This window comes from Microcella alkaliphila, from assembly GCF_004216855.1.
GTDB classification, from domain to species: domain Bacteria; phylum Actinomycetota; class Actinomycetes; order Actinomycetales; family Microbacteriaceae; genus Microcella; species Microcella alkaliphila.
Genome location: NZ_SGXT01000017.1, coordinates 63,539 through 88,221, shown reverse-complemented (window position 1 = coordinate 88,221; position 24,683 = coordinate 63,539). Strand labels below are relative to the sequence as shown.

The 24,683-nt window shown below is 69.8% G+C and carries 20 protein-coding genes; 9 read left to right on the top strand and 11 right to left on the bottom strand.

Annotated features, from left to right (window positions below):
- Positions 1 to 14: 14 nt before the first annotated feature.
- The 5 genes from EV140_RS10465 (at position 15) to EV140_RS10445 (ending at position 7,399) form a co-directional block, all read left to right on the top strand.
- On the top strand, positions 15 to 1,241 hold the full coding sequence (locus EV140_RS10465) for a cell division protein PerM (RefSeq protein ID WP_130283700.1): 1,227 nt from the start codon (positions 15 to 17) through the stop codon (positions 1,239 to 1,241).
- A gap of 10 nt (positions 1,242 to 1,251) precedes the next feature.
- Positions 1,252 to 1,848, top strand: coding sequence for a phosphoribosylglycinamide formyltransferase (purN, locus tag EV140_RS10460; RefSeq protein WP_130283698.1), 597 nt, complete (start codon positions 1,252 to 1,254; stop codon positions 1,846 to 1,848).
- Positions 1,849 to 1,859: 11 nt separating this feature from the next.
- Entirely contained in the window at positions 1,860 to 3,452 is a 1,593-nt protein-coding gene (gene purH, locus EV140_RS10455) for a bifunctional phosphoribosylaminoimidazolecarboxamide formyltransferase/IMP cyclohydrolase (RefSeq protein WP_130283696.1), read from the top strand.
- A 192-nt stretch (positions 3,453 to 3,644) separates the two neighbouring features.
- Positions 3,645 to 5,594, top strand: coding sequence for an ABC transporter ATP-binding protein (locus EV140_RS10450; protein ID WP_422386120.1), 1,950 nt, complete (start codon positions 3,645 to 3,647; stop codon positions 5,592 to 5,594).
- Positions 5,591 to 7,399: an ABC transporter ATP-binding protein gene (locus tag EV140_RS10445; protein ID WP_130283694.1), complete on the top strand. Its 1,809-nt coding sequence runs from the start codon at positions 5,591 to 5,593 to the stop codon at positions 7,397 to 7,399. Before EV140_RS10450 ends, EV140_RS10445 begins: the two co-directional genes overlap by 4 nt.
- A gap of 8 nt (positions 7,400 to 7,407) precedes the next feature.
- Here the strand turns inward: EV140_RS10445 and EV140_RS10440 are convergent, their stop codons facing one another.
- From EV140_RS10440 to EV140_RS10430, 3 genes are read right to left on the bottom strand one after another with little or no spacing between them, the layout of a single operon-like run.
- A complete protein-coding gene (locus tag EV140_RS10440) occupies positions 7,408 to 8,874 on the bottom strand; it encodes an alpha-amylase (protein ID WP_130283692.1) in 1,467 nt (488 codons plus the stop codon).
- A 4-nt stretch (positions 8,875 to 8,878) separates the two neighbouring features.
- Positions 8,879 to 9,214: an MGMT family protein gene (locus EV140_RS10435; RefSeq protein ID WP_130283950.1), complete on the bottom strand. Its 336-nt coding sequence runs from the start codon at positions 9,212 to 9,214 to the stop codon at positions 8,879 to 8,881.
- Positions 9,211 to 9,663 carry a GNAT family N-acetyltransferase gene (locus tag EV140_RS10430; protein ID WP_096420670.1) on the bottom strand — a complete coding sequence of 151 codons (453 nt, stop codon included), beginning with the start codon at positions 9,661 to 9,663 and terminating at the stop codon, positions 9,211 to 9,213. Before EV140_RS10430 ends, EV140_RS10435 begins: the two co-directional genes overlap by 4 nt.
- Positions 9,664 to 9,855: 192 nt before the next feature.
- Between EV140_RS10430 and EV140_RS10425 the strand changes: the two genes are divergently transcribed.
- A complete protein-coding gene (locus tag EV140_RS10425; protein ID WP_130283690.1) occupies positions 9,856 to 11,073 on the top strand; it encodes an NADP-dependent isocitrate dehydrogenase in 1,218 nt (405 codons plus the stop codon).
- A gap of 151 nt (positions 11,074 to 11,224) precedes the next feature.
- A complete protein-coding gene (locus EV140_RS10420) occupies positions 11,225 to 13,129 on the top strand; it encodes a heavy metal translocating P-type ATPase (RefSeq protein ID WP_130283688.1) in 1,905 nt (634 codons plus the stop codon).
- Here the strand turns inward: EV140_RS10420 and EV140_RS10415 are convergent.
- From EV140_RS10415 to EV140_RS10400, 4 genes are all read right to left on the bottom strand, one after another.
- Positions 13,119 to 13,541 (bottom strand): Hsp20/alpha crystallin family protein, encoded by a 423-nt coding sequence (locus tag EV140_RS10415; protein ID WP_096420676.1) that lies wholly within the window; start codon positions 13,539 to 13,541, stop codon positions 13,119 to 13,121. The two genes, EV140_RS10420 and EV140_RS10415, sit on opposite strands and share 11 nt — an antisense overlap.
- A 180-nt stretch (positions 13,542 to 13,721) precedes the next feature.
- Complete coding sequence (locus tag EV140_RS10410; RefSeq protein ID WP_130283686.1) at positions 13,722 to 15,179, bottom strand: FAD-dependent oxidoreductase; 1,458 nt, start codon at positions 15,177 to 15,179, stop codon at positions 13,722 to 13,724.
- Complete coding sequence (locus EV140_RS10405; protein WP_130283684.1) at positions 15,176 to 16,090, bottom strand: FAD:protein FMN transferase; 915 nt, start codon at positions 16,088 to 16,090, stop codon at positions 15,176 to 15,178. Before EV140_RS10405 ends, EV140_RS10410 begins: the two co-directional genes overlap by 4 nt.
- Positions 16,074 to 16,565 (bottom strand): hypothetical protein, encoded by a 492-nt coding sequence (locus EV140_RS10400; RefSeq protein WP_130283682.1) that lies wholly within the window; start codon positions 16,563 to 16,565, stop codon positions 16,074 to 16,076. Before EV140_RS10400 ends, EV140_RS10405 begins: the two co-directional genes overlap by 17 nt.
- Positions 16,566 to 16,833: 268 nt before the next feature.
- On the opposite strand from EV140_RS10400, the gene EV140_RS10395 reads away from it, so the two are divergent.
- The gene (locus EV140_RS10395) at positions 16,834 to 20,214 is read left to right on the top strand and encodes a S8 family peptidase (protein ID WP_241971410.1); all 3,381 of its coding nucleotides are present in this window, start codon (positions 16,834 to 16,836) and stop codon (positions 20,212 to 20,214) included.
- 67 nt (positions 20,215 to 20,281) lie between these two features.
- On the opposite strand, the gene EV140_RS10390 is transcribed toward EV140_RS10395, so the two are convergent.
- From EV140_RS10390 to purU, 4 genes are all read right to left on the bottom strand, one after another.
- Complete coding sequence (locus EV140_RS10390) at positions 20,282 to 20,752, bottom strand: FMN-binding protein (RefSeq protein WP_130283680.1); 471 nt, start codon at positions 20,750 to 20,752, stop codon at positions 20,282 to 20,284.
- 77 nt (positions 20,753 to 20,829) lie between these two features.
- Positions 20,830 to 21,051, bottom strand: coding sequence for a DUF1349 domain-containing protein (locus tag EV140_RS10385; RefSeq protein ID WP_130283678.1), 222 nt, complete (start codon positions 21,049 to 21,051; stop codon positions 20,830 to 20,832).
- Between the two features lie 121 nt (positions 21,052 to 21,172).
- Complete coding sequence (nagA, locus tag EV140_RS10380; RefSeq protein ID WP_130283676.1) at positions 21,173 to 22,324, bottom strand: N-acetylglucosamine-6-phosphate deacetylase; 1,152 nt, start codon at positions 22,322 to 22,324, stop codon at positions 21,173 to 21,175.
- A 52-nt stretch (positions 22,325 to 22,376) separates the two neighbouring features.
- Positions 22,377 to 23,186, bottom strand: coding sequence for a formyltetrahydrofolate deformylase (gene purU, locus EV140_RS10375; protein WP_231924118.1), 810 nt, complete (start codon positions 23,184 to 23,186; stop codon positions 22,377 to 22,379).
- A 156-nt stretch (positions 23,187 to 23,342) separates the two neighbouring features.
- On the opposite strand from purU, the gene EV140_RS10370 reads away from it, so the two are divergent.
- On the top strand, positions 23,343 to 24,683 hold the full coding sequence (locus EV140_RS10370; RefSeq protein WP_130283674.1) for an MFS transporter: 1,341 nt from the start codon (positions 23,343 to 23,345) through the stop codon (positions 24,681 to 24,683).

Here is a 24,683-nt window from a genome sequence, read left to right as displayed (position 1 = left end):
GGCTCGCGGGCGACATGACCCGCCGCGCGACCGCCTTCTTCTCCGCCCTCGAGGCGCTGCTCGTCGTCGCCGCCGGCGCGGGCGTGCCGCTCACCGTGCTCACCGTCATGTGGGCCGTGCAGTTTGAGTTCCAGGTCGACCTCATCGACCTCTGGAAGGCCGGCGCCATCATCTGGATGCTCGGCCACGGCGTCGCCGTCACCATTCGGCTCGATGCCGAAACGGTCGCGCTGCTGCAGATCGACGGCGCCGGCGACCCGTTCACCATCACCCTCGCGCTTACCGGGTTTCTGCTGATCACCGCCCTCTTGGGCGTGCGGCTCGGACGTCGTCTGCGCGAGCACCCCCACCGGATCATCGGCGAAGTGGTGGCGGTGACCGGGGTGGTGGGGCTCTCGGCCCTCATCCAGTGGCTCGTCGCGAACCCGGGGGCCACCCCCGACCCGGTGCAGGCGACGCTGTTCCCCGGCCTCGTCTACGGGCTGGGGCTCGCCATCGGCTCGATCGGGGCGACCAACCCGGTGCGTTTGCGCCTTCGGGAACTGTGGGCGCGCATCCCGGCTGCCGTTCGCGGTGTCGCCGACGTCGTCGTGCGCGCCGGTGTCGCGAGCGTCGCAACGGTCGTCGCCGCGGGCGCCCTCGTGACGGCGATCGCGCTGTTCGTCGGCTTCACCGACGTGATCGCCCTCTACCAGGGTGTGCAGTCGGGCGTGCTCGGAGGCATCGCCCTCACCCTCGCCCAGCTCGCCTTGCTGCCGAGCATCGTGATCTGGACGACCAGTTACCTTATCGGCCCCGGCTTCGCGCTGGGCGTCGGCTCATCGGTCAGCCCGCTCGGTGTGAGCCTCGGGCCGGTGCCCGCGATCCCGGTGCTCGGCGCGCTGCCCGCGCCCGACGTCGCCCCCGGGTTCCTGGTGCTGCTCGTCCCCGTCATCGCATCGTTCGTCGCGGGCGTCATGCTGCGCGAGCGCCTGCTCGATGTGCTCGGACCCGACCGCCGCCCCGAGGGGTGGGCGACGCTCGCGGGAGTGCTCGCTGGCGTCGTCGCGGGCGCCGTCATGGCCGCGCTCGCCTTCCTCGCGTCGGGGGCCGCCGGCCCCGGCCGTCTCGCCGTCGTCGGCCCCGACCCCGTGGAGGTCGGCCTCTGGATGCTCGTCATCGCCGCCATCGCGATCCCGCTCGGCCTGCTCGCCGGGGGAGCGAAGCAGGTGGTGGCCGAACGGCTCACCGCCAGCCGCTAGCGTTAAGGGCGTGCTGCGGGTCGTCGTTCTGATCTCGGGTGGCGGGTCGAACCTCGCCGCGCTGCTTGACGAGTGCGACGCTCCCGACTTTCCGGCCGAGGTGGTGGCCGTCGGTGCCGACCGCGAGGCGGGCGGGCTCGATTACGCTCGCCGTCGCGGAATTCCGGCGTTCGTCGTTCCGTTCGCCGAGCATCCCGATCGTGACAGCTGGGGCGATGCGCTCATCGCCGCCGTCGCGCAGCACGAGCCCGACCTCGTCGTGCTGTCGGGGCTCATGCGTCTGCTGCCGCCGCGGGCCGTCGCGGCCTTCGCGCCCCGCCTGATCAACACGCACCCGGCGTACCTCCCCGAGTTCCCCGGAGCGCACGGCGTGCGCGACGCGCTCGCCGCCGGCGTCACCGAGACGGGCGCGAGCGTGATCGTCGTCGACACGGGCGTCGACACGGGCACCGTCCTCGCTCAAGAACGTGTGCCCGTGCTGCCCGGCGACGACGAGGCGACCCTGCACGACCGTATCAAGCCCGTCGAGCGGCGCTTGCTCGCTGACGTCGTGCGCGGCGTCGCCGACGGCACCATCGACCTCTCCAGCCCTCGTTCATCCGCCTAAGAAGGAGCCCCGTGGCCGCCCCCACCCCCAACGCCGCCGACTACCGCCCCCGCGACGCAGTGGCCGTGCGCCGCGCCCTCATCTCGGTGAGCGACAAGACCGGGCTGGTTGAGCTGGCCGGCGCCCTCGTCGAGCAGGGCGTCGAGCTGGTCTCGACCGGGTCGACCGCCGCCACGATCGCCGAGGCGGGCCACCCGGTCACGGAAGTGTCGGAGGTCACCGGGTTCCCCGAGTCGCTCGACGGCCGCGTCAAGACCCTGCACCCCGCCGTGCACGCCGGGCTGCTCGCCGACCTGCGCCTCGAGCGCCATGAGCAGCAGCTCACCGAGCTTGGCTTCGCCCCCTTCGAGCTCGTCGTCGTGAACCTCTATCCATTCGTCGAGACCGTCGCTTCGGGGGCTGAGCCACTCGCCGTCATCGAGCAGATCGACATCGGCGGCCCCGCCATGGTGCGCGCCTCGGCGAAGAACCACCCGAACGTCGCGATCGTCGTCGACCCGGACGACTACGGCACAGTACTGGATGCTGTGCGCGCCGGCGGCACGGATCTCGCCTTCCGCACACGCCTCGCAGCCAAGGCCTTCGCGCACACCGCCGCGTACGACGCGGCGGTCGCCGCCTACATGTCGGCGGTCGTCGTCGGCGAGACGCCGGAGCAGGCTGCTGCCCTGCCCGAGCGCTTCCAGATCACCGTCAACAAGGGTGCCGACCTCCGCTACGGCGAGAACAGCCACCAAATGGCCGCGCTCTACCCGTACGCCGGCGGAACGGGCATCGCTCAGGCGACGCAGCTCGGCGGCAAAGAGATGTCGTACAACAACTACGTCGACGCCGACGCCGCCTTCCGCGCCGCGTTCGACCACGACGAGCCCGCGGTGGCGATCATCAAGCACGCGAACCCCTGCGGCATCGCCGTCGGCGAGACGATCGCCGCCGCGCACGCGGCCGCGCACGCCTGCGACCCCGTGTCGGCCTTCGGCGGCGTGATCGCCGCGAACCGCGTCGTCACCCGCGAGGCCGCAGAGTCGATCGCGCCGATCTTCACCGAGGTCGTCGTCGCGCCCGGCTTCGAGCCGGGCGCACTCGAGGTGCTGCAGGCGAAGAAGAACCTGCGCCTGCTCGAACTGCCCGAGAGCTACGCACCGGTGCGCTCCGAGCTGCGCCAGATCTCGGGCGGCTTCCTCGCCCAGCAGGCCGACACCCACTTCGCCGACCCGGCCTCCTGGCAGCTCGTATCGGGCGAGGCGGCCGATGAGGCGACCCTCGCCGACCTGGCCTTCGCGTGGCGGGCCTGCCGCGCCGTGAAGTCCAACGCGATCCTGCTCGCCTCGGGCGGCGCATCCGTCGGAGTGGGCATGGGTCAGGTCAACCGCGTCGACTCGTGCCACCTCGCCGTAACGCGCGCGGGGGAGCGGGCCCGCGGCTCGGTCGCCGCCTCCGACGCGTTCTTCCCCTTCGCCGACGGCCTGCAGGTGCTGATCGATGCGGGCGTGCGCGCCGTCGTGCAGCCCGGAGGGTCGGTGCGCGACGAGGAGGTCATCGCCGCGGCCCAGGCGGCCGGCGTGACGATGTACCTCACGGGCGAGCGCCACTTCTTCCACTGAGTCCGCGCATCCCGGTCACCGGTTCTCAGCCTGTTTCGGCGCGTCGGGAATTGTGGCTGGCGCCCACGAAGTTGAGGCGATAGTCTGCAAGGCTGCCCGCGGCCCGGTACCCCCGGAGGCGCGTCGGCGGCACGAAGTCCACCACCGCGTTGCGCCACGAGCGCGCCGCGCCGAACCACGAGGAACACCGTCGTGTCGACCGCTGAAACATCCGCCGCCGCGCCCCGCAAGAGCGAACTGAGCACGTTCCGCGCCATCGCGCGGATCTACCCGTACGCGAAGCCGGCGGTGCCGTGGATCATCGGCGGCATGATCGCGGCCCTCGCGGCCGGCGTCGTCAGCCTGCTCATCCCCATCGTGTTGCAGGGCCTCGTCGACGGGCCACTCACCGACGGCAACCCGGTCGGCATCTGGCCAGCCGTCGCCCTCGTTCTCGTGCTCGGCGTCGTCGAAGCCGCGATGATCATGCTGCGCCGCTGGCTCGTGCTGACCCCCGGCACGCACATCGAGGCGCGCATGCGCAACGGCCTCTACGCGAAGCTGCAAGACCTGCCCGTCGCCTTCCACGACCGGTGGCAGTCGGGCCAGCTGCTGTCGCGTGCCGTAAGCGACCTGAACCTCATCCGCCGGTGGATCTCGTTCGGCCTCGTCCTCCTGATCGTCAACATCATCACCATCCTCATCGGCATCGTCGTGCTGCTGAACTGGAGCGTGTGGCTCGGCCTGCTCTTCTTCGTCACGTCCATTCCGATCTGGGTATACGGCTACGTGTTCGAGAAGAAGTACTCGGTCATCGCCCGTCGCGTGCAAGACCAGCAGGGCGACCTGGCGACCGCCGTCGAAGAGAGCGTGCACGGCATCCGCGTGCTCAAGGCGTTCGGCCGCGGCAGGCACTCACTGCTCAAGTTCGCCGACCAGGCCGAAATGCTACGCACGCTCGAGATCCGCAAGGCAAAAGCGATCGCGGGAATCTGGTTCTGGCTCGTGCTTATTCCCGACGCGGCATTCGCGCTGTCGCTGCTCGGCGGCGTCGCGCTCGCGGCCGCCGACCAACTCACCGTCGGCCAGCTGCTCGCGTACTTCGCCACCGCAACGGTGCTGCGCTTCCCCATCGAGTCGATCGGCTTCCTGCTCGCCATGACGTTCGACACCCGCAGTGCCGTCGACCGCTTCTTCGACGTCATGGATGAGGTGAACACGATCACCGACCCCGAGCATCCGGCGACTGTCGAGCGGCCGGCCGGCCGCCTCGTCTTCGAGGATGCGCGGTTCCGCTACCAAGACGCGCCCGGCGACCAGCGCGACCAGCTCGACGGCATCGACCTCGAGCTCGAGCCCGGCGAAACCATGGCGCTCGTCGGCATCACCGGAAGCGGCAAGACGACGCTGACGGCGCTGACGACGCGGCTGTACGACGTGACCGGTGGGCGCATCCTGCTGGACGGCGTCGACATCCGCGACCTCACCCGCGAAGAGTTGCGGCGGCGCATCGCGATGGCGTTCGAAGACGCCACGCTGTTCTCGTCGAGCGTGCGCGACAACGTGCTGCTCGGCCGCCCCGAGTTCGCGAGCGATGACCCCGCCGTCGTGGCCGAGGCCGACCGCGTGCTCGCCGAGGCCCTCGATATCGCGCAGGCCGGGTTCGTCTACGACCTGCCCGACGGCGCCGACACGGTCGTGGGTGAGGAAGGCATGAGCCTGTCGGGTGGCCAGCGCCAGCGGCTCGCGCTCGCGCGCGCCGTCGCCGCGAAGCCGGAGGTGCTCGTGCTCGACGACCCGCTCAGCGCGCTCGACGTCGACACCGAGGCCCTCGTCGAGGCGGCCCTGCGCCGCGTGCTTGCGACGACGACCGGCCTCATCGTCGCGCACCGTCCGTCGACTGTGCAGATGGCCGACCGCGTCGCGCTTCTCGAGGAGGGCCGCATCACCGATGTCGGCACCCACAGCGAGTTGCTCGCCCGCAACGAGCACTACCGCTACGTCATTTCGTCGCTCGAAGACGAGGAGCTCGCGCAGGCCGAGCGTGAGGCGCGCGACCTGCGTCTCGCGGAAGAGGCCTCGCGCGTGCAGGAGGCCACTGCCCGGGAGAGCCGCGTCATCGACAAAGACGGATTCGAACGAGACGGGGAGGTGAAGCGATGAGCGTCGTTGGAGTCGCCGGAGAAGAGCGCGACAACTACACGAAGGACGAGTCGCGTCAGATTCGCCGCCGCTCGCTGCGCCTGCTCGGATCACTCTTGCGCCCCGTGCGCGGCCGCATCATTGTCGCGATGGTCGTCGTGGTCTTCTCGACCGCCCTTCAGGTGGCCGGCCCGGCGCTCATCGCGCTCGGCATCGACCGCGGCCTTCCCGCCGTCGCCGACAACGGCGATTGGATGCCCATCGCCCTCATTGTCGGAGGCTTCGTTTTCGCCGCCCTCGTCGGCGCCGCGACGATCGCCTGGTACCAGGTGATGAGCGCGCGCATCAGCCAGGCGATCCTCATCGACCTGCGCAAGCGGGTGTTCCTGCACACGCAGAACCTGAGTCTCGAGTTCCACGAGTCGTACACGTCGGGCCGCATCATCTCGCGGCAGACGAGCGACCTTGACTCGATCCGTGAGCTGCTCGACTCGGGCATCAACCAGCTCGTGTCTGGCCTGCTCTACATGGGTTTCACGGCGGGCGCGCTGATCCTGCTCGACGCCCCCAGCGGGCTCGTGCTGGCCGCCGCCCTCATCCCGCTGCTCATGCTGACGCGCTGGTTCCAGGTGCGCTCGCAGAAGATGTTCCGCCTGACGCGCGTCGCATCCGCCCGCCTGATTGTGCACTTCGTCGAGACGATGACGGGCATCCGTGCCGTGAAGGCGTTCCGAAAGGAACCGCGCAATGCGCGCGAGTTCGGCGACCACGTCGAGAGCTACCGCGACGCCAACGCGCGCGTGATCCGCCTGTTCGGCATCTTCGACCCGGGGCTCGTGCTGATTGGCAACGTCGCGGTCGCCGGGGCACTGCTGTGGGGTGCATTCCGGGTCGTCGACGGGTCGCTGCAAATCGGCGTGCTCATCGCGGTGCTGCTGTACGTGCGCAACTTCTTCGGCCCCGCCGAAGAGATGGCGATGTTCTACAACTCGTACCAGTCGGCCGCCGCCGCGCTCGAAAAGATTTCGGGCGTGCTCGAGGAGTCACCCTCGGTGCCCGACCCCACGACCCCGATCGACCTGTGGCAGGCGAAGGGCCACGTGAGGTTCGAGAGCGTGCGCTTCGCGTACAACGACGAGACGGTCGTGCTGCCCGACTTCGATCTCGACATTCCCGCCGGGCAGACCATCGCGCTCGTCGGCACGACCGGAGCCGGAAAGTCGACCCTCGCGAAGCTCATCGCGCGCTTCTACGACCCGAGCGAGGGTCGGGTGACGCTCGACGGTGTCGACCTGCGGAAGCTGCACCCGAAAGACCTGCGGCGCGCGATCGTCATGGTCACGCAGGAGGCGTACCTCTTTTCGGGAACCGTGGCGGACAACATCGCCCTCGGCAAGCCCGACGCCACGCGCGAGGAGGTCGAGGCGGCCGCGCGCGCCGTCGGAGCGCACGAGTTCATCACGTCGCTGCCGAACGGCTACGACACCGACGTGAACAAGCGCGGCGGGCGTGTCTCGGCGGGGCAGCGGCAGCTGATCTCGTTCGCGCGCGCGTTCCTCGCCGACCCGACGGTGCTCATCCTGGACGAGGCGACGGCCTCGCTCGACATTCCGAGCGAGCGCCTCGTGCAGGAGGCGCTGCAGACCCTGCTCGCCGACCGCACGGCGGTGATCATCGCGCACCGACTGTCGACCGTGGCGATCGCCGACCGGGTACTCGTCATGGAGCACGGCCGCATCATCGAAGACGGCAGCCCCGCCGAGCTCATCGCCGGGGCGGGCAAGTTCGCGCAGCTGCACGCCGCCTGGCGCGAGTCGCTCGTGTAGGTCGGCGGCTAGCGCTCGACGGCGCCGACGTGCAGGGCCACGAAGCCGCGGCCCGGCACCGCCGCCGTGAAGGCTCCCGACTCGTCGACCTCGACCGCCTCACCCGACACCACGTCGGTATAGGTGCCGGCCCGCAGCGAGGTCTCGAACGTCGCGGTGAGGTCGAGCGGGCCGCCGTTGAACGCGATGTACCCGTACTCGCCGCGGCCGAAGCCCGAGAGCGCCCGTAGCTCGCCGTCGAAGCGCACGTCGTCGGTGAGCGGCGCATCCCCGACGGCCGAGCGGAACGCGAGCATCCCCGTCACCCCGGTCCAGCGCTGCGGGCACACCCACTCGCCGGGCTCGTACCGCGGCTGCGGAGCGTCGGCCGCGTCGGCGCAGGAGGCGTCGGCGACGCGACCGTCACCCTGCAGCGGCGGAGCAGCATCCCGCCCCTCGAAGGCGTAGCCGCTCGAGAGCTGGGGCGTTCCGTACGGGTGGGCGAGCATAAATGCAAGCCCCAGCAGGTAGGCGTCGCCGTCCTTGTATGACAGGGTCTCGCCGTTGCGCTCCGTGTCGTGGTTGTCGACGAACGAGATGGCGAGTTCGCTCGGCACCGAGCCGCCCTCGGGCCCGAACACGACGCGCGGGTTGAGCGACCCCGAGTCGACCATGCTCTTCACTGTGCGCGCGTAGAGGAACTCCCACGACGGCCCGTTGTCGAGGTACTCCTCGGGCTGAATCGGTTCGCTGGATGCCCGGATCACCTCCTGATACACGCGCACCCCCTCGGGCAGGTCGCGGATGATCGCGGCGATGTCCTCGGGCGGCATGTGCTTGGCCGCGTCGATGCGGAACCCGCTCACGCCGAGACTCAGCAGGTCGGCGAGGTAGCTGCGGAGCCCCTCGCGCACGCGTTCGGTGCCGGTAGCGAGGTCGGCGAGGTTCACGAGTCGGCAGTTGCGCACCTCGTCGGCGTCGCGGTAGTCGATGATTTCGCCGGTGGGGGATTCGGTGCACTGGTGGAAGTCGTCCGGTTCCCAGATGCCCGGGTAGCGGAAGTGCTCGAACTCGCTGCCGGCCCACCCGACGCCGGGCGTGCCGAGGCCGGTCATGTGGTTGACGACGGCGTCGGCGACGATGTCGACGTCGTGCTCGGCGCAGGTTGACACCATCGCGGCGAACTCGTCGCGGGTGCCGAGGCGTGACTCGATCTGATAGCTGACGGGTTGGTAGTGCACCCACCACTCGTCGCGCACGACGTGTTCTTGGGGCGGGCTCGTCAGCACCCAGTCGATGCCGGAGTCGCCCAAGAATTCGCACTCATCGGCGATGGCGTTCCACGTCCACTGGAACAGCAGGATGCCCGCATCGCGGCTTCCCGCCGGCTCCGGCGCGGTGGTGGCGGGCGTGCATCCGGCGAGGAGGCCGGCGGTGACGGTGGCGGCGATGCCGGCGGCAACGATGCGGCCGGCGCGTGGTGCAAGCGCTTGCACCCCGTCAGTCTAGGTCAGGCTCCCACCGGGCGCGAGCGAGATCCACACGCACGCTCATCGGGTCGGCGCCGGAGTGCGCGACGTCGGCGCGCAGGGGCGTGCCTTCCGCGCGGTAGTGGGCCACGGCATCCGTTTCGTGCCCGGCCGGAGGCCGGCCGTCCGAACGAATGACGCGCCACCACGCGACCATGCCGCCCGACTCGGCCATGACCCGGCCGACGGCGCGCGCGCCGCGCGAGCCGAGCGTCGCGGCCACGTCGCCATAGGTCATGACGCGCCCCGGCGGGATCAACTCGACGACGGCGAGTACGGCGCCCGCGAAGTCGAGTTCGTCGCTCAGATGGCCAGCTTTCCGATGACCTCTCCGTACTCGGTCTCGCCGACCTCGACGAAGCCGATGCGGCGGAAGAACTCGCCGGGGCCGTCGTCGCCGGTCTCCCAGATGACGTGCAACGTCTCGAAGCCACGCGAGCGGGCCTCCTCCGCGAGCTGCCGGACGGCGAAGCGGCCGACGCCGCGGCCCTGCGCTCCGGCGTCGACGTTGATGCGCCACACGCACGAGCGGAACTCTTCGCGCGGGTTGTCAGGGTCGAAGTTGCCGCGCACGAAGCCGACGACTTCCTCGCCGTCGAGCACGACCCGGGCCCACGTCGTGGTGGGGTTCAGATAGGCGTCGTTCGCCGAGTACGAGACGGGCGTGACGTACTGTTCCTGGCCCGGGCGCAGAGTGAGGCCGTTCGCGGCCACGATGGTTTTCGCCGACAACTCTTCTACGCGCAAGTCACCCATGGCCCCCAGGGTAGAGGACGGGCGTGAATGCCGCGCGAAGAGTTATCTCGATGTCGAGACAATTCGGCCGAGGCGGTAGGCTGACCTGCGGCGCGCATCCGCGCCCTTGGCCGCCCTGCGGCCGCGCCTGCCGCGCATCCTTTGCCGCGGGCGCCCCACCGACGTGCGACAGACCCAACCGAAAGGCCCCGCATGGAGAAGATCAAGGTCGAAGGCACCGTCGTCGAACTCGACGGCGATGAGATGACCCGCATCATTTGGCAGTTCATCAAGGACCGCCTGATTCACCCCTACCTCGACGTCACGCTCGAGTACTACGACCTCGGCATTCAGCACCGCGACGAGACCGACGACCAGGTCACGATCGACGCCGCCCACGCCATCCAGAAGCACGGTGTCGGCGTCAAGTGCGCGACGATCACGCCCGACGAGGCACGCGTCGAAGAGTTCGGCCTGAAGAAGATGTGGCGCAGCCCCAACGGCACGATCCGCAACATCCTCGGTGGCGTGATCTTCCGCGAGCCGATCATCATCTCGAACATCCCGCGCCTCGTGCCCGCCTGGAACAAGCCGATCATCATCGGCCGTCACGCCTTCGGCGACCAGTACCGCGCCACCGACTTCCTGTTCAAGGGCGAGGGCACGCTCACCGTCGAGTTCACCCCGAAGGACGGCGGCGAGCCGCAGAAGTTCGAGGTCTACCAGGCCCCAGGTGACGGCATTGCGCAGGTGCAGTACAACCTCGACGCGTCGATCATCGACTTCGCCCGCGCCTCGCTGAACTATGGCCTGTCGCGCGGCTACCCGGTTTACCTGTCGACGAAGAACACGATCCTGAAGGCCTACGACGGCCGCTTCAAGGACCTCTTCCAAGAGATCTACGAGACCGAGTTCAAAGACACGTTCGAGGCCGCCGGCATCACCTACGAGCACCGCCTCATCGACGACATGGTCGCCAGTGCCATGAAGTGGGAGGGTGGCTACGTCTGGGCCTGCAAGAACTACGACGGCGACGTGCAGTCCGACACGGTCGCTCAGGGCTTCGGCTCGCTCGGCCTCATGACGAGTGTGCTTACGACCCCCGACGGGAAGATCGTCGAGGCCGAGGCGGCGCACGGCACGGTGACGCGTCACTACCGCCAGCACCAGCAGGGCAAGCCCACCTCGACGAACCCGATCGCGTCGATCTTCGCGTGGACCCGTGGTCTCATGCACCGCGGCAAGCTCGACGACAACGCGGCGCTCATCGAGTTCGCTGAGACCCTCGAAGACGTCGTCATCAAGACCGTCGAGAGCGGCAAGATGACGAAGGACCTGGCGCTGCTCGTCAGCCCCGACCAGGAGTGGCTGACCACCGAGGACTTCCTCGCAGCCCTCGACGAGAACCTGAAAGCGCGACTCGGCGCGTAAGCGCTCGTCACGTCGCGAAAAGTCGCGAACGCTGGATGCCCGTGGTGCGAACCACGGGCATCCGTCGTTAACGGCTTGTTGCGCGTTCACGCATCCTGAGGCAAGCCTGCCCTTCCTGGCAATAACCGCGCCCTCCGAGTAAACCTGAGGCATGACGCGTGCCGTCGCAGCTCTCCGCCATTACCCGCTCGTCGCTGCCGCGCTGGCAGTCGGCGCGGTGGGTCTCGTGCTGCTGGCGATCGAGCTGGAACTGGCCGCGCGCATCCTGGTGTCGGTGTTTGCCGCGGCCGTCGCCCTCAAAGAGGGCGTGTCGATGGTGCGCAGGCTGCTCAGCGGGCAGTTCGGGCTTGACCTGCTCGCCGTCATGGCGATCACAGCGACGCTGCTCGTCGGCGAGTACTGGGCGAGCCTGATCATCGTGTTCATGCTCGCCGGCGGTGAGGCGCTCGAGGACTACGCCGAGAACCGAGCCCGCCGCGAGCTGAGCGCCCTGCTCGACCGGGTTCCGCAGCGCGCGCACCGTATCGGCCCCGACGGCGCGATCGTCGACATTCCCGTCGACGCGGTCGCGGTAGGCGACCGACTGCTCGTGCGCCCGGCAGAGATCGTGCCCGTGGATGCTCGGCTCGACTCGCTCGAGGGAGCCTTCGACGAGTCATCCCTCACCGGCGAGAGCCTGCCCGTCGACAAGGAGAGCGGCGACGAGGTCGCGAGCGGCTCGGTCAACGGCCCGGCCGCGGTGGAGATCATCGCATCGGCGCTCGCCGCCGACAGCCAGTATCAGCGCATCGTCGAACTCGTGCGGGAGGCGTCGGAGTCGAAGGCCCCGCTCGTGCGCCTTGCCGATCGCTACGCCGTGCCATTCACCCTGCTAAGTCTTGCCATTGCCGGCATCGCCTGGGCGGTCAGCGGCGACCCCGTCCGGTTCGCCGAGGTGCTCGTCGTCGCGACCCCGTGCCCGCTGCTCATCGCCGCGCCCGTCGCGTTCATGGGCGGCATGTCGAGCGCCGCCCGCAACGGCGTCGTCGTGAAGAACGCGGGCACGCTCGAGAAACTGTCACGCGCCCGCACGGTCGCCTTCGACAAGACGGGCACGCTCACGAAGGGCCACCCCGAGGTGGTTGACGTGCGCCCGGCCGCGGGCGAGGGCACGGCAAACCTCAGCGCCGACGAGCTGCTGCGACTGGTGGGCAGCGCCGAACGCTACTCGTCGCACGTGCTGGCCGCAGCACTGCAGCAAGCCGCCGAGCGACGCGGTCTCGCGCTCAGCGATTCGACCGACGCCCGCGAGGTCGCGACCCACGGCGTTGCCGCGACGCTCGACGGGCGCGCGCTCGTCGTCGGAAAGCCGGCGTTCGTGGCGGAGGCGATCGCTGAGGACGCGGCCCCGATCATCCGCCCCGAGCTGCCGAGCGGCGAGGCAGCCGTCTACGCGGCGGTCGATGGGCTCTTCGCCGGCACGATCGTCCTGCGTGATCGCGTGCGTGACGAGTCGGCCGAGACCGTCGCCGCGCTCGGCCCGCTCGGCGTCACCCGCGTACTCATGGTGACCGGAGACGTCGAGGCCACCGCCCGCCCCATCGCCGACGCGCTCGGCATCGACGAGGTGCACGCCGAGTGCCTGCCGGCCGACAAGGTGCGCATCGTGCGCGAGGCCGAGCCGCGCCCCGTCGTGATGGTCGGCGACGGCGTGAATGACGCTCCCGTGCTCGCGGTGGCCGATGTCGGCATCGCGATGGGCGCGCGCGGCGCCACCGCGGCCGGCGAAAGCGCGGATGCTGTCGTGCTCGTCGACGACGTCTCCCGCGTCGTCGAGGCGATCACCATCGGACACCAGACGGTGCGCATCGCCCTGCAAAGCATCTGGCTCGGCATCATCATCTCGGTCGGCCTGATGCTCATCGCGTCGGTCGGCCTGCTGCCGGCTGTTGTCGGAGCGCTCCTGCAAGAGGTCGTCGACCTCGTCGCGATTCTCGCGGCCCTGCGTGCAGTACGGGCCGGCACCCGTGGGGTACCGGCCCGTCCGTCGCGGCGTGTGCCGCAGCTTACGCGGTGACTTCTGCCCGCGTGCCGGTGGTCTCGACCGCGATCTTGCGCGGCTTCGCCTTCTCGAGCACGGGGATCATCACACTCAGCACACCGTTCTCGTAGTGGGCGCTGATGCTCTCGGTGTCGATGTCCTTACCGAGGGTCAGCTGGCGCAGGTAGGCGCCGGCCGGACGCTCGCGGGTCAGCCACTGCACGCCCTCCTGCGAACGCGGGGTGCGCTCGGCGCGGATGGTGAGCAGCTGGCCGTCGACGTCAACGTCAACGCTGCCCGGGTCGACGCCCGGCAGGTCGGCGGTCAGCACGTAGTGGTCGCCGTCGCGGTAGACGTCCATGGGCATGAGCCGGGGGCTTTCGCGGCGGTCGAGCAGCGTGCCGGCGACGCGGTCGAGCTCACGGAACGGGTCGAAGAACATGGTCATGATGTGGCTCCTTTCGGTCACGTCGCCCGCCGGTGTGGCGGGTAGTGGTGAAGTTGAGTCGGAGTGACTCAACCACCGATAATTTAGCACTCGACTGTCGAGAGTGCTAGCGATTCGCGCACGGCGAAATTCTGGATGCACGGTGCTCGTCGCCCGGGAATCCCACGCTCCCGGGTTGCGTCAGTACCCGGCGAAGTAGTCCGTGCGCACCCGGCGCGCCCCCGCGCGCCGGAGCGCCGTCGCGGCGTCGGCGACGAGCGACGGTGCTCCCGAGACGTACGCGCGCCGGGAGGCGAGATCGGGCACGGCGGTGAGGAGAGCATCCGCCGTCACGGGGGTGTCGTCGAGGACGGTGACGGTCGCCCCCGCGCTCTCGAGCACGTCGCGGTAGAGCACCTCGCCGGGGTGCGACGGCACGTAGACGACGTGCACGTCGCGGCTCTCGCCGCGCGCGGCTGCCGAGGCGAGCTGACTGGCGAAAGGGGTCACGCCGATGCCGCCGGCGACCATGACCACCGGTGTTGCGGGGTCGCGCGGCAGGAGGAAGTCGCCCGAGATTTGCGTGGCCTGCACGGTCGCGCCCTCGTCGAGTTCGCGGAGGACGCGTTTGAACGATGAGCCGTCGGTGGGCGTCCGCATCCCGAGCGAGATCTGGTCGTGCTCGGGGGCCGAGGCGATCGAGAAGATGCGCCGGGTGCCGCGCCGGTCGGCGCGGTGAGGGAGGTGCAATTCGAGGTACTGACCCGGCTCAAAGGGCACGGGGCGAGACGGGGCGAACGTGAACTCGGTCGCGCTGTCTGATAGCGCGCGCGACCCCGTGAGCCGTAGCGAGAACCCGCCGCGGCGGGACACGGCGAAGCCCACGATGTTGGCCGCGACGAGCGCGAGTTCGGGCGAGGTGTACAGCGGCCCGAACTGAAAAGGAATCGAGAACAGCAGCGCGGTCACGACGGCCACCAACCACTGCTGCCAGCGCCGAGGCGGCAGGGTGAGCGGCTCACTGAGCATGTAGCCGGCGAGGAAGACCACGGGGAACAGCAAGAGCACCGATCCGTAGGCGTCGAGCGCGCTCGGGCCGGTGCCTGCGATACGCGTGCCGATGATGGCGACCGTCACGACGATGAGAATGAGGCCGATGTCGAGGCGGCGGGTGCGGTCGAGCAGCAGCAGGGCGCCGAGGGCAACAACGGGCAGCATCGCTGGCGTCGCGATCCACCAGATGCCAACCGTCAGCTGCAGCAGTCCCGCGACGAGCACCCCGGTCGCCGCCGGATTCAGAATGTGCCGGCCACGCCAGACGATCAGGTACTTCGACAATGCCGCGACGATGCCCGCGACCGCCGCCCCCACGAGGTCGAGGGTGGCGACGGTGGGCGGCACCAGACACGCGATGATGAGGGCGGTAATGACGCTCGACTCGCGATGCGGAACGACACGCGCGAGCCGCGCCGCCGCCTCGTTCGCGCCGAGCGTGGCCACGACCACGACGGCGAGCGTCGCGAGCAGTCCGTAGGGGTTGACTCCGATCACGCCGAGGGAGCCCAGGAGCAGTCCGACGGCGAGCACGGCGGAGAGTGCGATCGTGGTCAGTCGGTACATGCTGACCTGACCGGTGACGCGGTCGATCGTCGCTCTCATCGGAACAGCTCTCCCTCCCAGCCGGGGCTCGCCTCGAGGCGGCCGTCAGCGTGCATCCGTACGTATTCGACGCCGAGCCGCTCAGCGATTTCGGTGGGCTCGCCGAGGAACAGCGCGGTGGCCGCCCCGTCGGCGACGAGCGCGGAGTCGGCGACGGCCCACGTCGCGATGACGTCGAGTGCGAGGGGCCGGCCCGTCATCGCGTCGACGAGGTGGTGAAGGCCTGGCCCCCACGCGCGCCGATTCGGCGCTGACGCGGCGAGGGCGCGCCCGGCCGCGAGCTCGACGACGCCGACCACGAGCTCGGAATTGGCCGGGTTCTCAAGCCCGACACGGATGCTCGCCTCACCCGCCGCGCGCAGATCACCGCTGCCGTCAACGACCGCTCCGGCCGCCCCCCGTTCGAGGAGCAGCTCCGCGACGAGGTCGACGAGGTACCCCTTGCCGGCTGCCCCCACGTCGAGCACGACGGGGGAGGCCGTGTCGAGTGCAAGCGCCCCATCGCCGCCGTCCTTTGTGAGTGCGATCGCGTCATCCCAGGCGGGCGCCGCGATAGGGTCGCCCGCCGGTGTGAGGCGGTAGGTGGCGTCATAGCCCAGCTGCTCGAGGCTGCGGCCGACGAGAGGATTCACGCGACCGTTCGTCACTTCGTACAGCTCGCGGAGGTGGCGCATGAGGGGCCCCGCGTCTGCCGCGAGGGAGTGCTGGCCGGGAGTGCGCGCGATAGCCGCGATGCGCGAATCGTCACGAAATCGCGACCAGTCGCGGTCGAACTGCGCGATGCGCTCGTCGACGGCGACGCGATCTGCGTCCGTTCCGCCGGCGCTCTCCCTTCCGGGATGCACGTCGAGGCGCCAGGGGGCACCGATCGCCTCGAACTCCCAGACGACCGGATCAGTTGCTGAGGGCATCCGCCTTGATCTGCTCAAGCGCATCGGTGAAGCCGTTACCGGTCAGCGATGACCCGGCCACGCGCGTGACCTCGACCTCGTCGACCCGCTGGCCGACGACCTCTGCCTCGATGCCGCCCGAGAACATCATCTGGAAACGCGACGTCGTGGGGTTCGTCGGGTTCGTCCCCACGGTGACGGCAGAAATCACGTTGTCGGTGAGCGTGACCTCGACGTCGATCGTCTCGGTGCCGTTCGGAGAGATGTACGAACCGGTGGCGGTGTAGGTGCCGTCGGCGAAGTCGCCCGTGATCGGCGCGGCACCGTCGTCGGCGCCGGGCTCGGTCGGCTCTGCACCGGTAGATCCTGAGTCGGGTGCGGGCTGCGCGGGTGTCGCGGGCATTTCGCTGGCACACCCAGCCAGGGCGCCCACGAGGGTGAGCGAGGCGGCTGCGGTGTACAGCGGCAGTGCGGCGGGGCGGGTGAGGCGGGTCATCGGCGCTCCGGGGTCTCGGCGTACAGGCGGCGGTCGGCGGGCTTCCAGCATCACTGACCTCGATGGGGATTCGCTGTGGTGTCCGTCGGGGATTGCTTTTCACACCTGTGCAGTGCCTGTGTAGAAATTCCGGTCTACCCCTGTTCGGGGTGCCTAGGGTCATCCAACCGGGGGAGTCGAACAGCGGCGGCCCCACGCATCAGAAGGGCCACCCCCGCTCGTGAATCAACGCTCACGCCGCGCCGCGGCACCACCCCTCATTCGATCTGTGTTCGCCGGCGTGGCCGGCGCGGCGCTCGTCATCACCGGTGCGATCGCCGGGCCGGTCACCGCCGGCGCCGTCACGCCGACCGCGCCGACCGCAAAGCCCGCCATCGTCCAGTCGCCCATCACCTTCGAGCCGGGCCGCTACATCGTTGTTCTCGCCGACGAGGCGGCAGCGACATACGAAGGCGGCGTGTCCGGACTCGCACGCACGGCCCCGCGCGGTAACGAGCGTCTCGACGTTCGGCGCTCGCCGGTCGCCGACTACCGCGAATACCTCCGGGAGCGGCAGAACGCCGTGGCAGCCGAGGTGGGCGCGAGCGTCGACGAGTCGTACACCGTGACCGTGAACGGTTTCGCGGCCGAGCTCAGTGTTGAGCAGGCAGCGGAACTCGCCGCCAGCCGCGACGTCGTCGCCCTGATCCCGGACGAGTTGCAGCAGATTCAGGCTGAGACGGGCACCGAGTTCCTCGGCTTGGACGGCCCCGGCGGTGTCTGGGAGGCGATCGGCGGCGCCGAGAGCGCTGGCGAGGGCGTCGTGATCGGTGTGCTCGATACGGGAATCGCCCCCGAGCATCCGTCGTTCGCGGGCGAGCCGCTCGGAACGACGCCGGGCAACGCGCCGTACCGCGACGGCGACCGCGTCGTGTTCGAGAAGTCTGATGGTGGCGTGTTCAGCGGTGTCTGCGAGACCGGCGTGCAGTTCACGGTCGACGATTGCTCCACGAAGATCATCGGTGCCCGTTACTTCGTGAACGGCTTCGGTGAGAACCGCATCGGTGACGAGAACACCGGGCCGGGCGAGTTCCTCTCGCCCCGTGACGGCGACGGCCACGGCTCGCACACCGCGGGTACCGCGGCGGGCAACCACCGCGTCGACGCCGACGTTGCCAGCATCGACTTCGGGCCGATCTCGGGCGTTGCACCCGCGGCGAAAATCGCGTCGTACAAGGTCTGCTGGAACGGACCCGACCCCACCACGAACACCGATGATGGATGCGCGACCAGCGACCTGCTCGCGGGTATCGACACCGCGGTCGCCGATGGTGTCGACGTCATCAACTATTCGATCGGCGGCGGTGCCGCGACGAGCACGGTGACAGTCATCGACCAGGCCTTCTACGGTGCGGCCGTCGCCGGCGTCTTCGTGTCGGCATCGGCAGGCAACTCCGGTCCGGGATTCTCGACGCTCGGTAACGCTGCTCCGTGGATCACGACCGTCGCCGCGAGCACGATCCCCTCGTACGAGGCGACGGCGACTCTCGGCAATGGCGAGGCTTTCGCTGGCGCGTCGATCACGGTCGACATGTCGGAGGGTGCCGAGCCGCTCGAGGGCCCGCTCGTGCTCTCGACCGAGTTGGGTGACACCTCAGCGGCCAGTGCGGAGGACATCGCTCTGTGTGCCCCGGGCTCGCTCGACCCCGAACTTGTCGAGGCCGACATGATCGTGGTCTGCGACCGCGGCGTGTACGACCGAGTCGCGAAGTCGGCTGAGGTGCAGCGCGTTGGCGGAGCCGGCATGCTGCACGTGAACGTGGCCCCGGGATCGGTCGACGCCGATGCGCACTCCGTACCCACCATCCACCTCGATGCGCAGTATCGCGACGCGGTGCGCGCGTACGCGGCAACTGACGGGGCGACGGTCAGCTTCGCGGCCGGCAACTCGACCGATGTCGTCACCCCGGTACCTCAGGTCGCCGGCTTCTCGTCGCGCGGCCCGGTGCTCGCGGACGGCAGCGACATTCTGAAGCCAGACATCTCGGCCCCGGGTGTGGGGCTTCTTGCCGCCACCTCGAACCGTGAGGGCGAGACGCCCACGTACGGCTTCCTGAGCGGCACGTCAATGTCGGCTCCGCACATCGCGGGCCTGGCCCTGCTGTACCTCGGTGAGCGTCCGACGGCGTCGCCGTCGGAGGTCAAATCGGCAATCATGACCACCGCCTACGACACGCGCGCCGCCGACGGCAGCGCGGTGACGAACCCCTTCATTCAGGGCGCGGGTCACGCCGACCCCACCCGGTTCTTCGAGCCGGGCCTGCTGTACCTGAACGGTCCGGCTGACTGGGACGCGTACATTCAGGGCATCGGCTACGACATCGGGGTCGAGCCCATCGCGGCGAGCAACCTGAACCTCGCGTCGATCGCGGCGGGTGCCGTGACGGGATCAAAGACGGTCACGCGCACGGTCACGTCGACGCAGGCGGGGGAGTTCACGTCGTCGATTCAGGGCCTTGCGGGGATCGACGTGCAGGTGTCGCCCTCGACGCTGAGCTTCGGCGCGGCCGGCGAGATGGCAACCTTCGAGGTGACCTTCACGCGCACCACGGCGACGCTCGACACGTACGCGACGGGGTCGCTGACGTGGACGTCGGGCGACACCACGGTTCGTTCGCCGATCGCGGTGCAGCCGGTGACGATCATCGCCCCGGCGAACGCCGAGGGCGAAGGTGTTGACGGCTCGGTTGAGATCGCGGTCACACCGGGCGGCACGGGCGACATCGCGCTCGCGTCGACCGGTCTCTCGCTTGGCGAGCGGCTCGCCGACCCGGCCGACCCCGAGTCGGCGAATTCGGGTTCGGGTGCCACCGGTGACTTCGAGGCCTACACGGTGACCGTGCCGGAGGGCTCACAGTTCACGCGCTTCGACCTCGAGGCGCTTGACCCGGAGTCGGACCTCGACCTCATCGTGTACCGACTGAACGCTGCGGGCACGCCCGTCGCGGGCTGGATCTCGGCGACGGCCACAGCCAGCGAGCGCATCGATCTCGTGGACCCGGTTCCGGGCACCTACCTGATCTACGCTGACGTCTGGTTTGCGCCGAGCGTCGCCTCGTGGAACCTGACGGTCACCTCGGTCACGTCAGGCGGCAGCGACCTCGTGCTCGACCCGGCGGTCCTTGCGGGCGAGCAGGGCGTCGAGACGACGTTCCAGGCCTCCTGGAGCGGTCTCGAGCCCGAGGCTTCGTACCTCGGCATCATCGAGTACGGCGACACGGGCGCGTCGACGATCCTCACGGTCGCCACGGGAAAGGCTCCGGTGACTGGTCCGGTCGCCGTCGCGCCGCCGGTCATCGAGGGCACGGCGGTCGAAGGGCAGACGGTCAGCGCCACCACGGGCGAGTGGGAGGGCGAGAAGTTGACCTTCACCTACCAGTGGCTGCGAGATGGCAAGCCCGTGCCGGGCAAGCCCGGCACCCGTCCGGAACTGAAGCTCAAGAAGCCCGACGTCGGGCGCACGCTCACCGTCGTCGTGACGGCGACCGATGCGGCCGGAGAGTCGGTGTCGCAGACGAGCGACGGCGTCGTCGTTGAGCCGAAGCAGAAGGGTGGGCCGAAGAAGCCGCCCGGCCCGAAGAAGCCCAAAGGCGCCGATGAGGTGATCTAGGCACACCGCCCCGACGGGGCGTGAGGCGCTGTGGCCGGGGTATTCGGGTCCCCGGCCACAGCTGTCTTTATGGGCGCGCGTCCGAGCGAATCTGCTCGAGTGCCTCCCGGAAGCCGCCGCTCGTGAGTGACGAGCCGGCGACCCGCGTCACGTCCAGCTCGTCGAGGTGCCGACCAATGACCTCGGCCGCGATGCCCTCGGCGAACTCCCCCTGGTAGAACGCGACGGTGGGATTATTGGCCCCTGGAGTGACCGAGACGTCGGTGACGACGCCCCCGTCGGCGAGCGTCACGAAGACCACGATGTTCTCGCGACCGTTGGGCGAGGTGTAGGTGCCGTTTCCCGCATACAAGCCGGCGGCATAGCTCGCCGGTTCGGCAGCCGGGTCGACCGCGGTGGCCCCGTCGAGTCGTTCGACGCTGGGCCCGCCGATCAGCGCATCGAGCGGCGCGCATCCCGTCATGGTCGCGGCGGTGCCGAGCGCTCCGACGATGGCGGCCGTGCGCGCACGGCGTTGGGTCGTGCGGGGTGCGAGCATGCGCGCGCGTCCTTTCTCTCGAAAGGCGTTCGACACAGACGCGGTCGCGGATGTCCCCCACTTCGGGGGCGAGACGCTCAGTCGTGCAGGGCTGCGTCGGGCGCTGTCACGCGCCAGTCGGTGAACGTGGCACGCAATCCTGGCCGCGACGGGGCGCAGGCCATCGGGCCGATACGGGCGTCGGCGTGCGGGAATCGTGCCATCCGCACGAGCCGCCAGTCGGTGTCGCTGTCGAGACGTGCCCGAACGACGATGGCATCGGCGAACCGGGATGCACGGATGCGGACGATCTCGTTCATCGCGTCCTCCCATCGGCCGCCTCGACCGTCATGCGGTTGTCGTGATGAGAAACCTCAACCGGGGTGCGGGTCCATGTTGCGGCGGGGTCGTCGAACGCGAGCCGGCGCTCGCCACCCGCGCTCATGCGTCGTCTCCGACCACACTGCCTGCCGCCCACACTCGTTCGACGTTCCACTCGGCGTCGAGCGCCACGACGTCGGCCGCGTAGCCGGGCTCGAGCAGGCCCCACTCGTCGTCGCGGCCGAGCACGCAGGCGGGGGTGAGGGTGAGCGCTTCGACGGCGCGCGCCTCGTCGACGCCCGCGGTCGTGACCGCGCACTTGAGCGCCGAGTCTTGGGTGAGGGTCGACCCCGCGATCGTCTGGGTGCCGTTGAGCATCGCCACCCCGTTCTGCACGGTCACGTTGAGCGAGCCGAGCCGGTAGTAGCCGTCGTCGCCGCCGGCTGCGGCCATCGCGTCGGTGACGAGCGCGACCCGGTGCGGAGCCGCGCGAAACGTCATCTGCGCCACCGACGGGTGCACGTGCACGCCGTCGAGCACCAGTTCGAGGGTGACCCGGTCGTCGTCGAACCCGGCGACGATGGGCCCCGGGTCGCGGTGGTGGATGCCCGGCATCGCGTTGAAGATGTGCGTCACGAGCGTCGCGCCGGCGTCGAACGCTTCACGGGTGAGCTTCTCGTCGGCCTCCGTGTGCCCGACGGCGACCACGATGCCCGCCGCGACGAACTGGCGAACGGCGGCGATCGCGCCCGGCAGCTCGGGCGCGATGGTCACCTGGCGGATGCTCGACCCGCCCGCATCCAGCAATCGCGCGATCACGACGGGGTCGGGCTCCGACAGGTATTCCGGCGCGTGCGCGCCGCGTCGGCCGATCGCGAGAAACGGGCCCTCCAGGTGGCTACCGACAATCGTGGGGTCCTCCGCAGCGAGCCGGGCCACGAGACGCAGCGACTCTTCGATCTGCTCAAGCGGGTTCGCGACGAGCGAGATGACCGAGCGGGTCGTGCCGTGCGCGCGGTGCACGGCGAGGGCTGCGCGAATCTCGTCCTCGCCGTTGTCGTAGGCGGCACCCCCGCCGCCGTGACCGTGCAGGTCGATGAAGCCGGGCGTGAGCGTGTGCCCGGCGAGGGCGTGCACGGTGTCGGCGGCGGGTACGGCGACGCCCGCCTCGCCGACGGCCGCGATGCGGTCGCCGTCGAGAAGGATCCATGAGTCGGGGCGCCGGCCACGAGCATCCAGGAGGTCGACGTCGGTGATGAGGGTCGTGGTCATCGCGTGCCCTTCGGGTGGGTGCGGCGGCGCTGCCGCGCGAGGTTGCCCAGAACTATTGGAAGACGATCGTGCGCTGTCCGTCGAGCAACACGCGGTCTTCGGCGAACCAGCGCACCGCCTGGCTGAGGGTGCGGCTCTCTTCGTCCTGACCGATAGCGACGAGTTCGGCGACCGACCGCGTGTGGTCGACCCGCACGACGTTCTGCTCGATGATCGGGCCCTCGTCGAGGTCGCTCGTGACGAAGTGCGCGGTCGCGCCGATCAACTTCACCCCGCGCTGGTGCGCTTGGCGGTAGGGGTTCGCGCCCTTGAAACCGGGCAGGAACGAGTGGTGAATGTTGATGGCCTTGCCCGCGAGCCGCTCGCACAATTCGGGCGAGAGAATCTGCATGTAGCGGGCGAGCACGACGAGCTCGATGTCGTGCTCATCGACCGCTTCCAGGATGCGCGCCTCCATCGCCGCCTTCTCGTCACCGTTCGTGACGGGGCGCGCTTCGAACGGCACGCCGTAGAACGACGCGAGTTCGCCGAGGTCGGGGTGGTTGCCGAGCACGAGGGGAATCTCGACCGGCAGCTGTCCGCTGCGCTGCCGGAACAAGAGGTCGTTGAGGCAGTGGGCGGCCTTCGACACCAGCACGAGGGTGCGCAGGGGGCGACCGACGCGGTCGATGCGGCAGTCCATGCCGTACCGCTCGATGACGGGGGCAAGGGCGTGGTGCAGTCGGTCATGGTCGGCGGGCGTCTCGGTCTGGAGGCGCAGGAAGAAGTTGCCGGTCTCGAGGCCCGAGAACTGCTGCAGCTCGGTGATGTTGCCCTCGGCCTCGACGATGGCTCCGGTGACGGCGTGCACGATGCCGGGCATGTCGGGGCAGACGAGGGTCACGATCCAGTGGTTGAGGGGGTCGCTCACGAGCTTCAGCCTAGTTTGCGCGGGCGTTAGGGTGGTGTCGGCCCGACGTCTTGTCGCGCCCCGGTCCGTCGGCTCCGCTCGTGCCGACCGCGAAAGCTCCTCTCGCCCATGACCACGTCTTCCTCCGACGCCGCGACCCGCCCCTTCCCCTGGGTCGGCCTGTTCACGCTCGCCGCCGCCATCTTCGTGATGGTGACGAGCGAGTTCCTGCCGACGGGGCTTCTGCCGCAGATCGCCGCCGATCTGGAGGTCACCGAACCGCAGGTGGGCCTGCTCGTCACGATCTTCGCGGGCACGGTGGTCGTCGCCACGGCCCCCATGGCGGCGGCAACCCGACGCTTCCAGCGCAAGCACCTGATTCTCGTGGTGCTGGTCGTCTTCGCGGTCGCGAACGTCGCCGCCGCCCTCGCCCCGAGCTACGGCCTGCTCGTCGCGGCACGCGTGCTCGGCGGGCTCGCGCACGGGCTGTTCTGGGCCGTCGCGGGTGCCTACGCCGGCTACCTCGTGCCGAAGCACCAGATCGCGCGCGCCGTCGCGATCACGAGCGGCGGCGGCACGGCCGCGTTCGTCATGGGCGTTCCCGCCGGAACCGCGCTCGGCACGGCCGTGGGCTGGCGCACCTCGTTTCTCGTCATCGCGGGCATCGTGATCGTGCTGCTCGCGCTCGTCGTCAAGTTCTTGCCCGCGGTGAATCACGCGCAGCCCCTGGCGACCGGCGAAATCGCGGTTCCGGCCCGCCGCGACGCGACCTTTCCGAGCGTGCTGTTCATCTGCCTCCTCGTGCTCGTCGTCGTCGGCGGCCAGAACGTCTTCTACACGTACATCGCGCCGTACCTCATCGGCTCGGTGGGCTTCGCCGAGGGCGCCGTCGGCGGACTCCTGTTCCTCTACGGCGGCGCGGGCGCGATCGGCCTCGTGCTCGCCGGGATGCTCGGCTCGCGGTATCCGCGCGGCGCCCTGTACGGGATGCTCGCGGTCGTCATCGTCGCCGTCACGATGCTGGGGTTGCTGGCCGGGGTACCCGCCGCGGTCGTCGTCCTGCTCGTGGTGTGGGGAGCATCCTTCGGGGGTATTCCGGCGCTGTTGCAGACGCGCCTGCTGCACGCCGCGTCGCCGCGCGTGCGCGACGTCGGCGCCGCACTCCTGACGACGGCGTTCAACATCGGCATTGGGGGTGGGGCGGCCATCGGTGGCGCCCTGTTCACAGTGCTTCCGACCCCGGGTTTGGCGCTCGTGCAGGCGGCCATCATCGGCGCCGGGCTGCTGCTGCTCGTCGGCGCCGACGTGCGACGGCGCGGCCGGCAGGCGCGCGGGCAGACCCCGCCCGACACCGACGACGAGATCGCGGGGGAGGGCACCGTGCCGCTCATCACCGGGTCGATCGCGCTGCCCGACCATCACCGCCACGGCGGCGAGGGCGACTCCTCCGGCGACGGCGCGGGACGATAG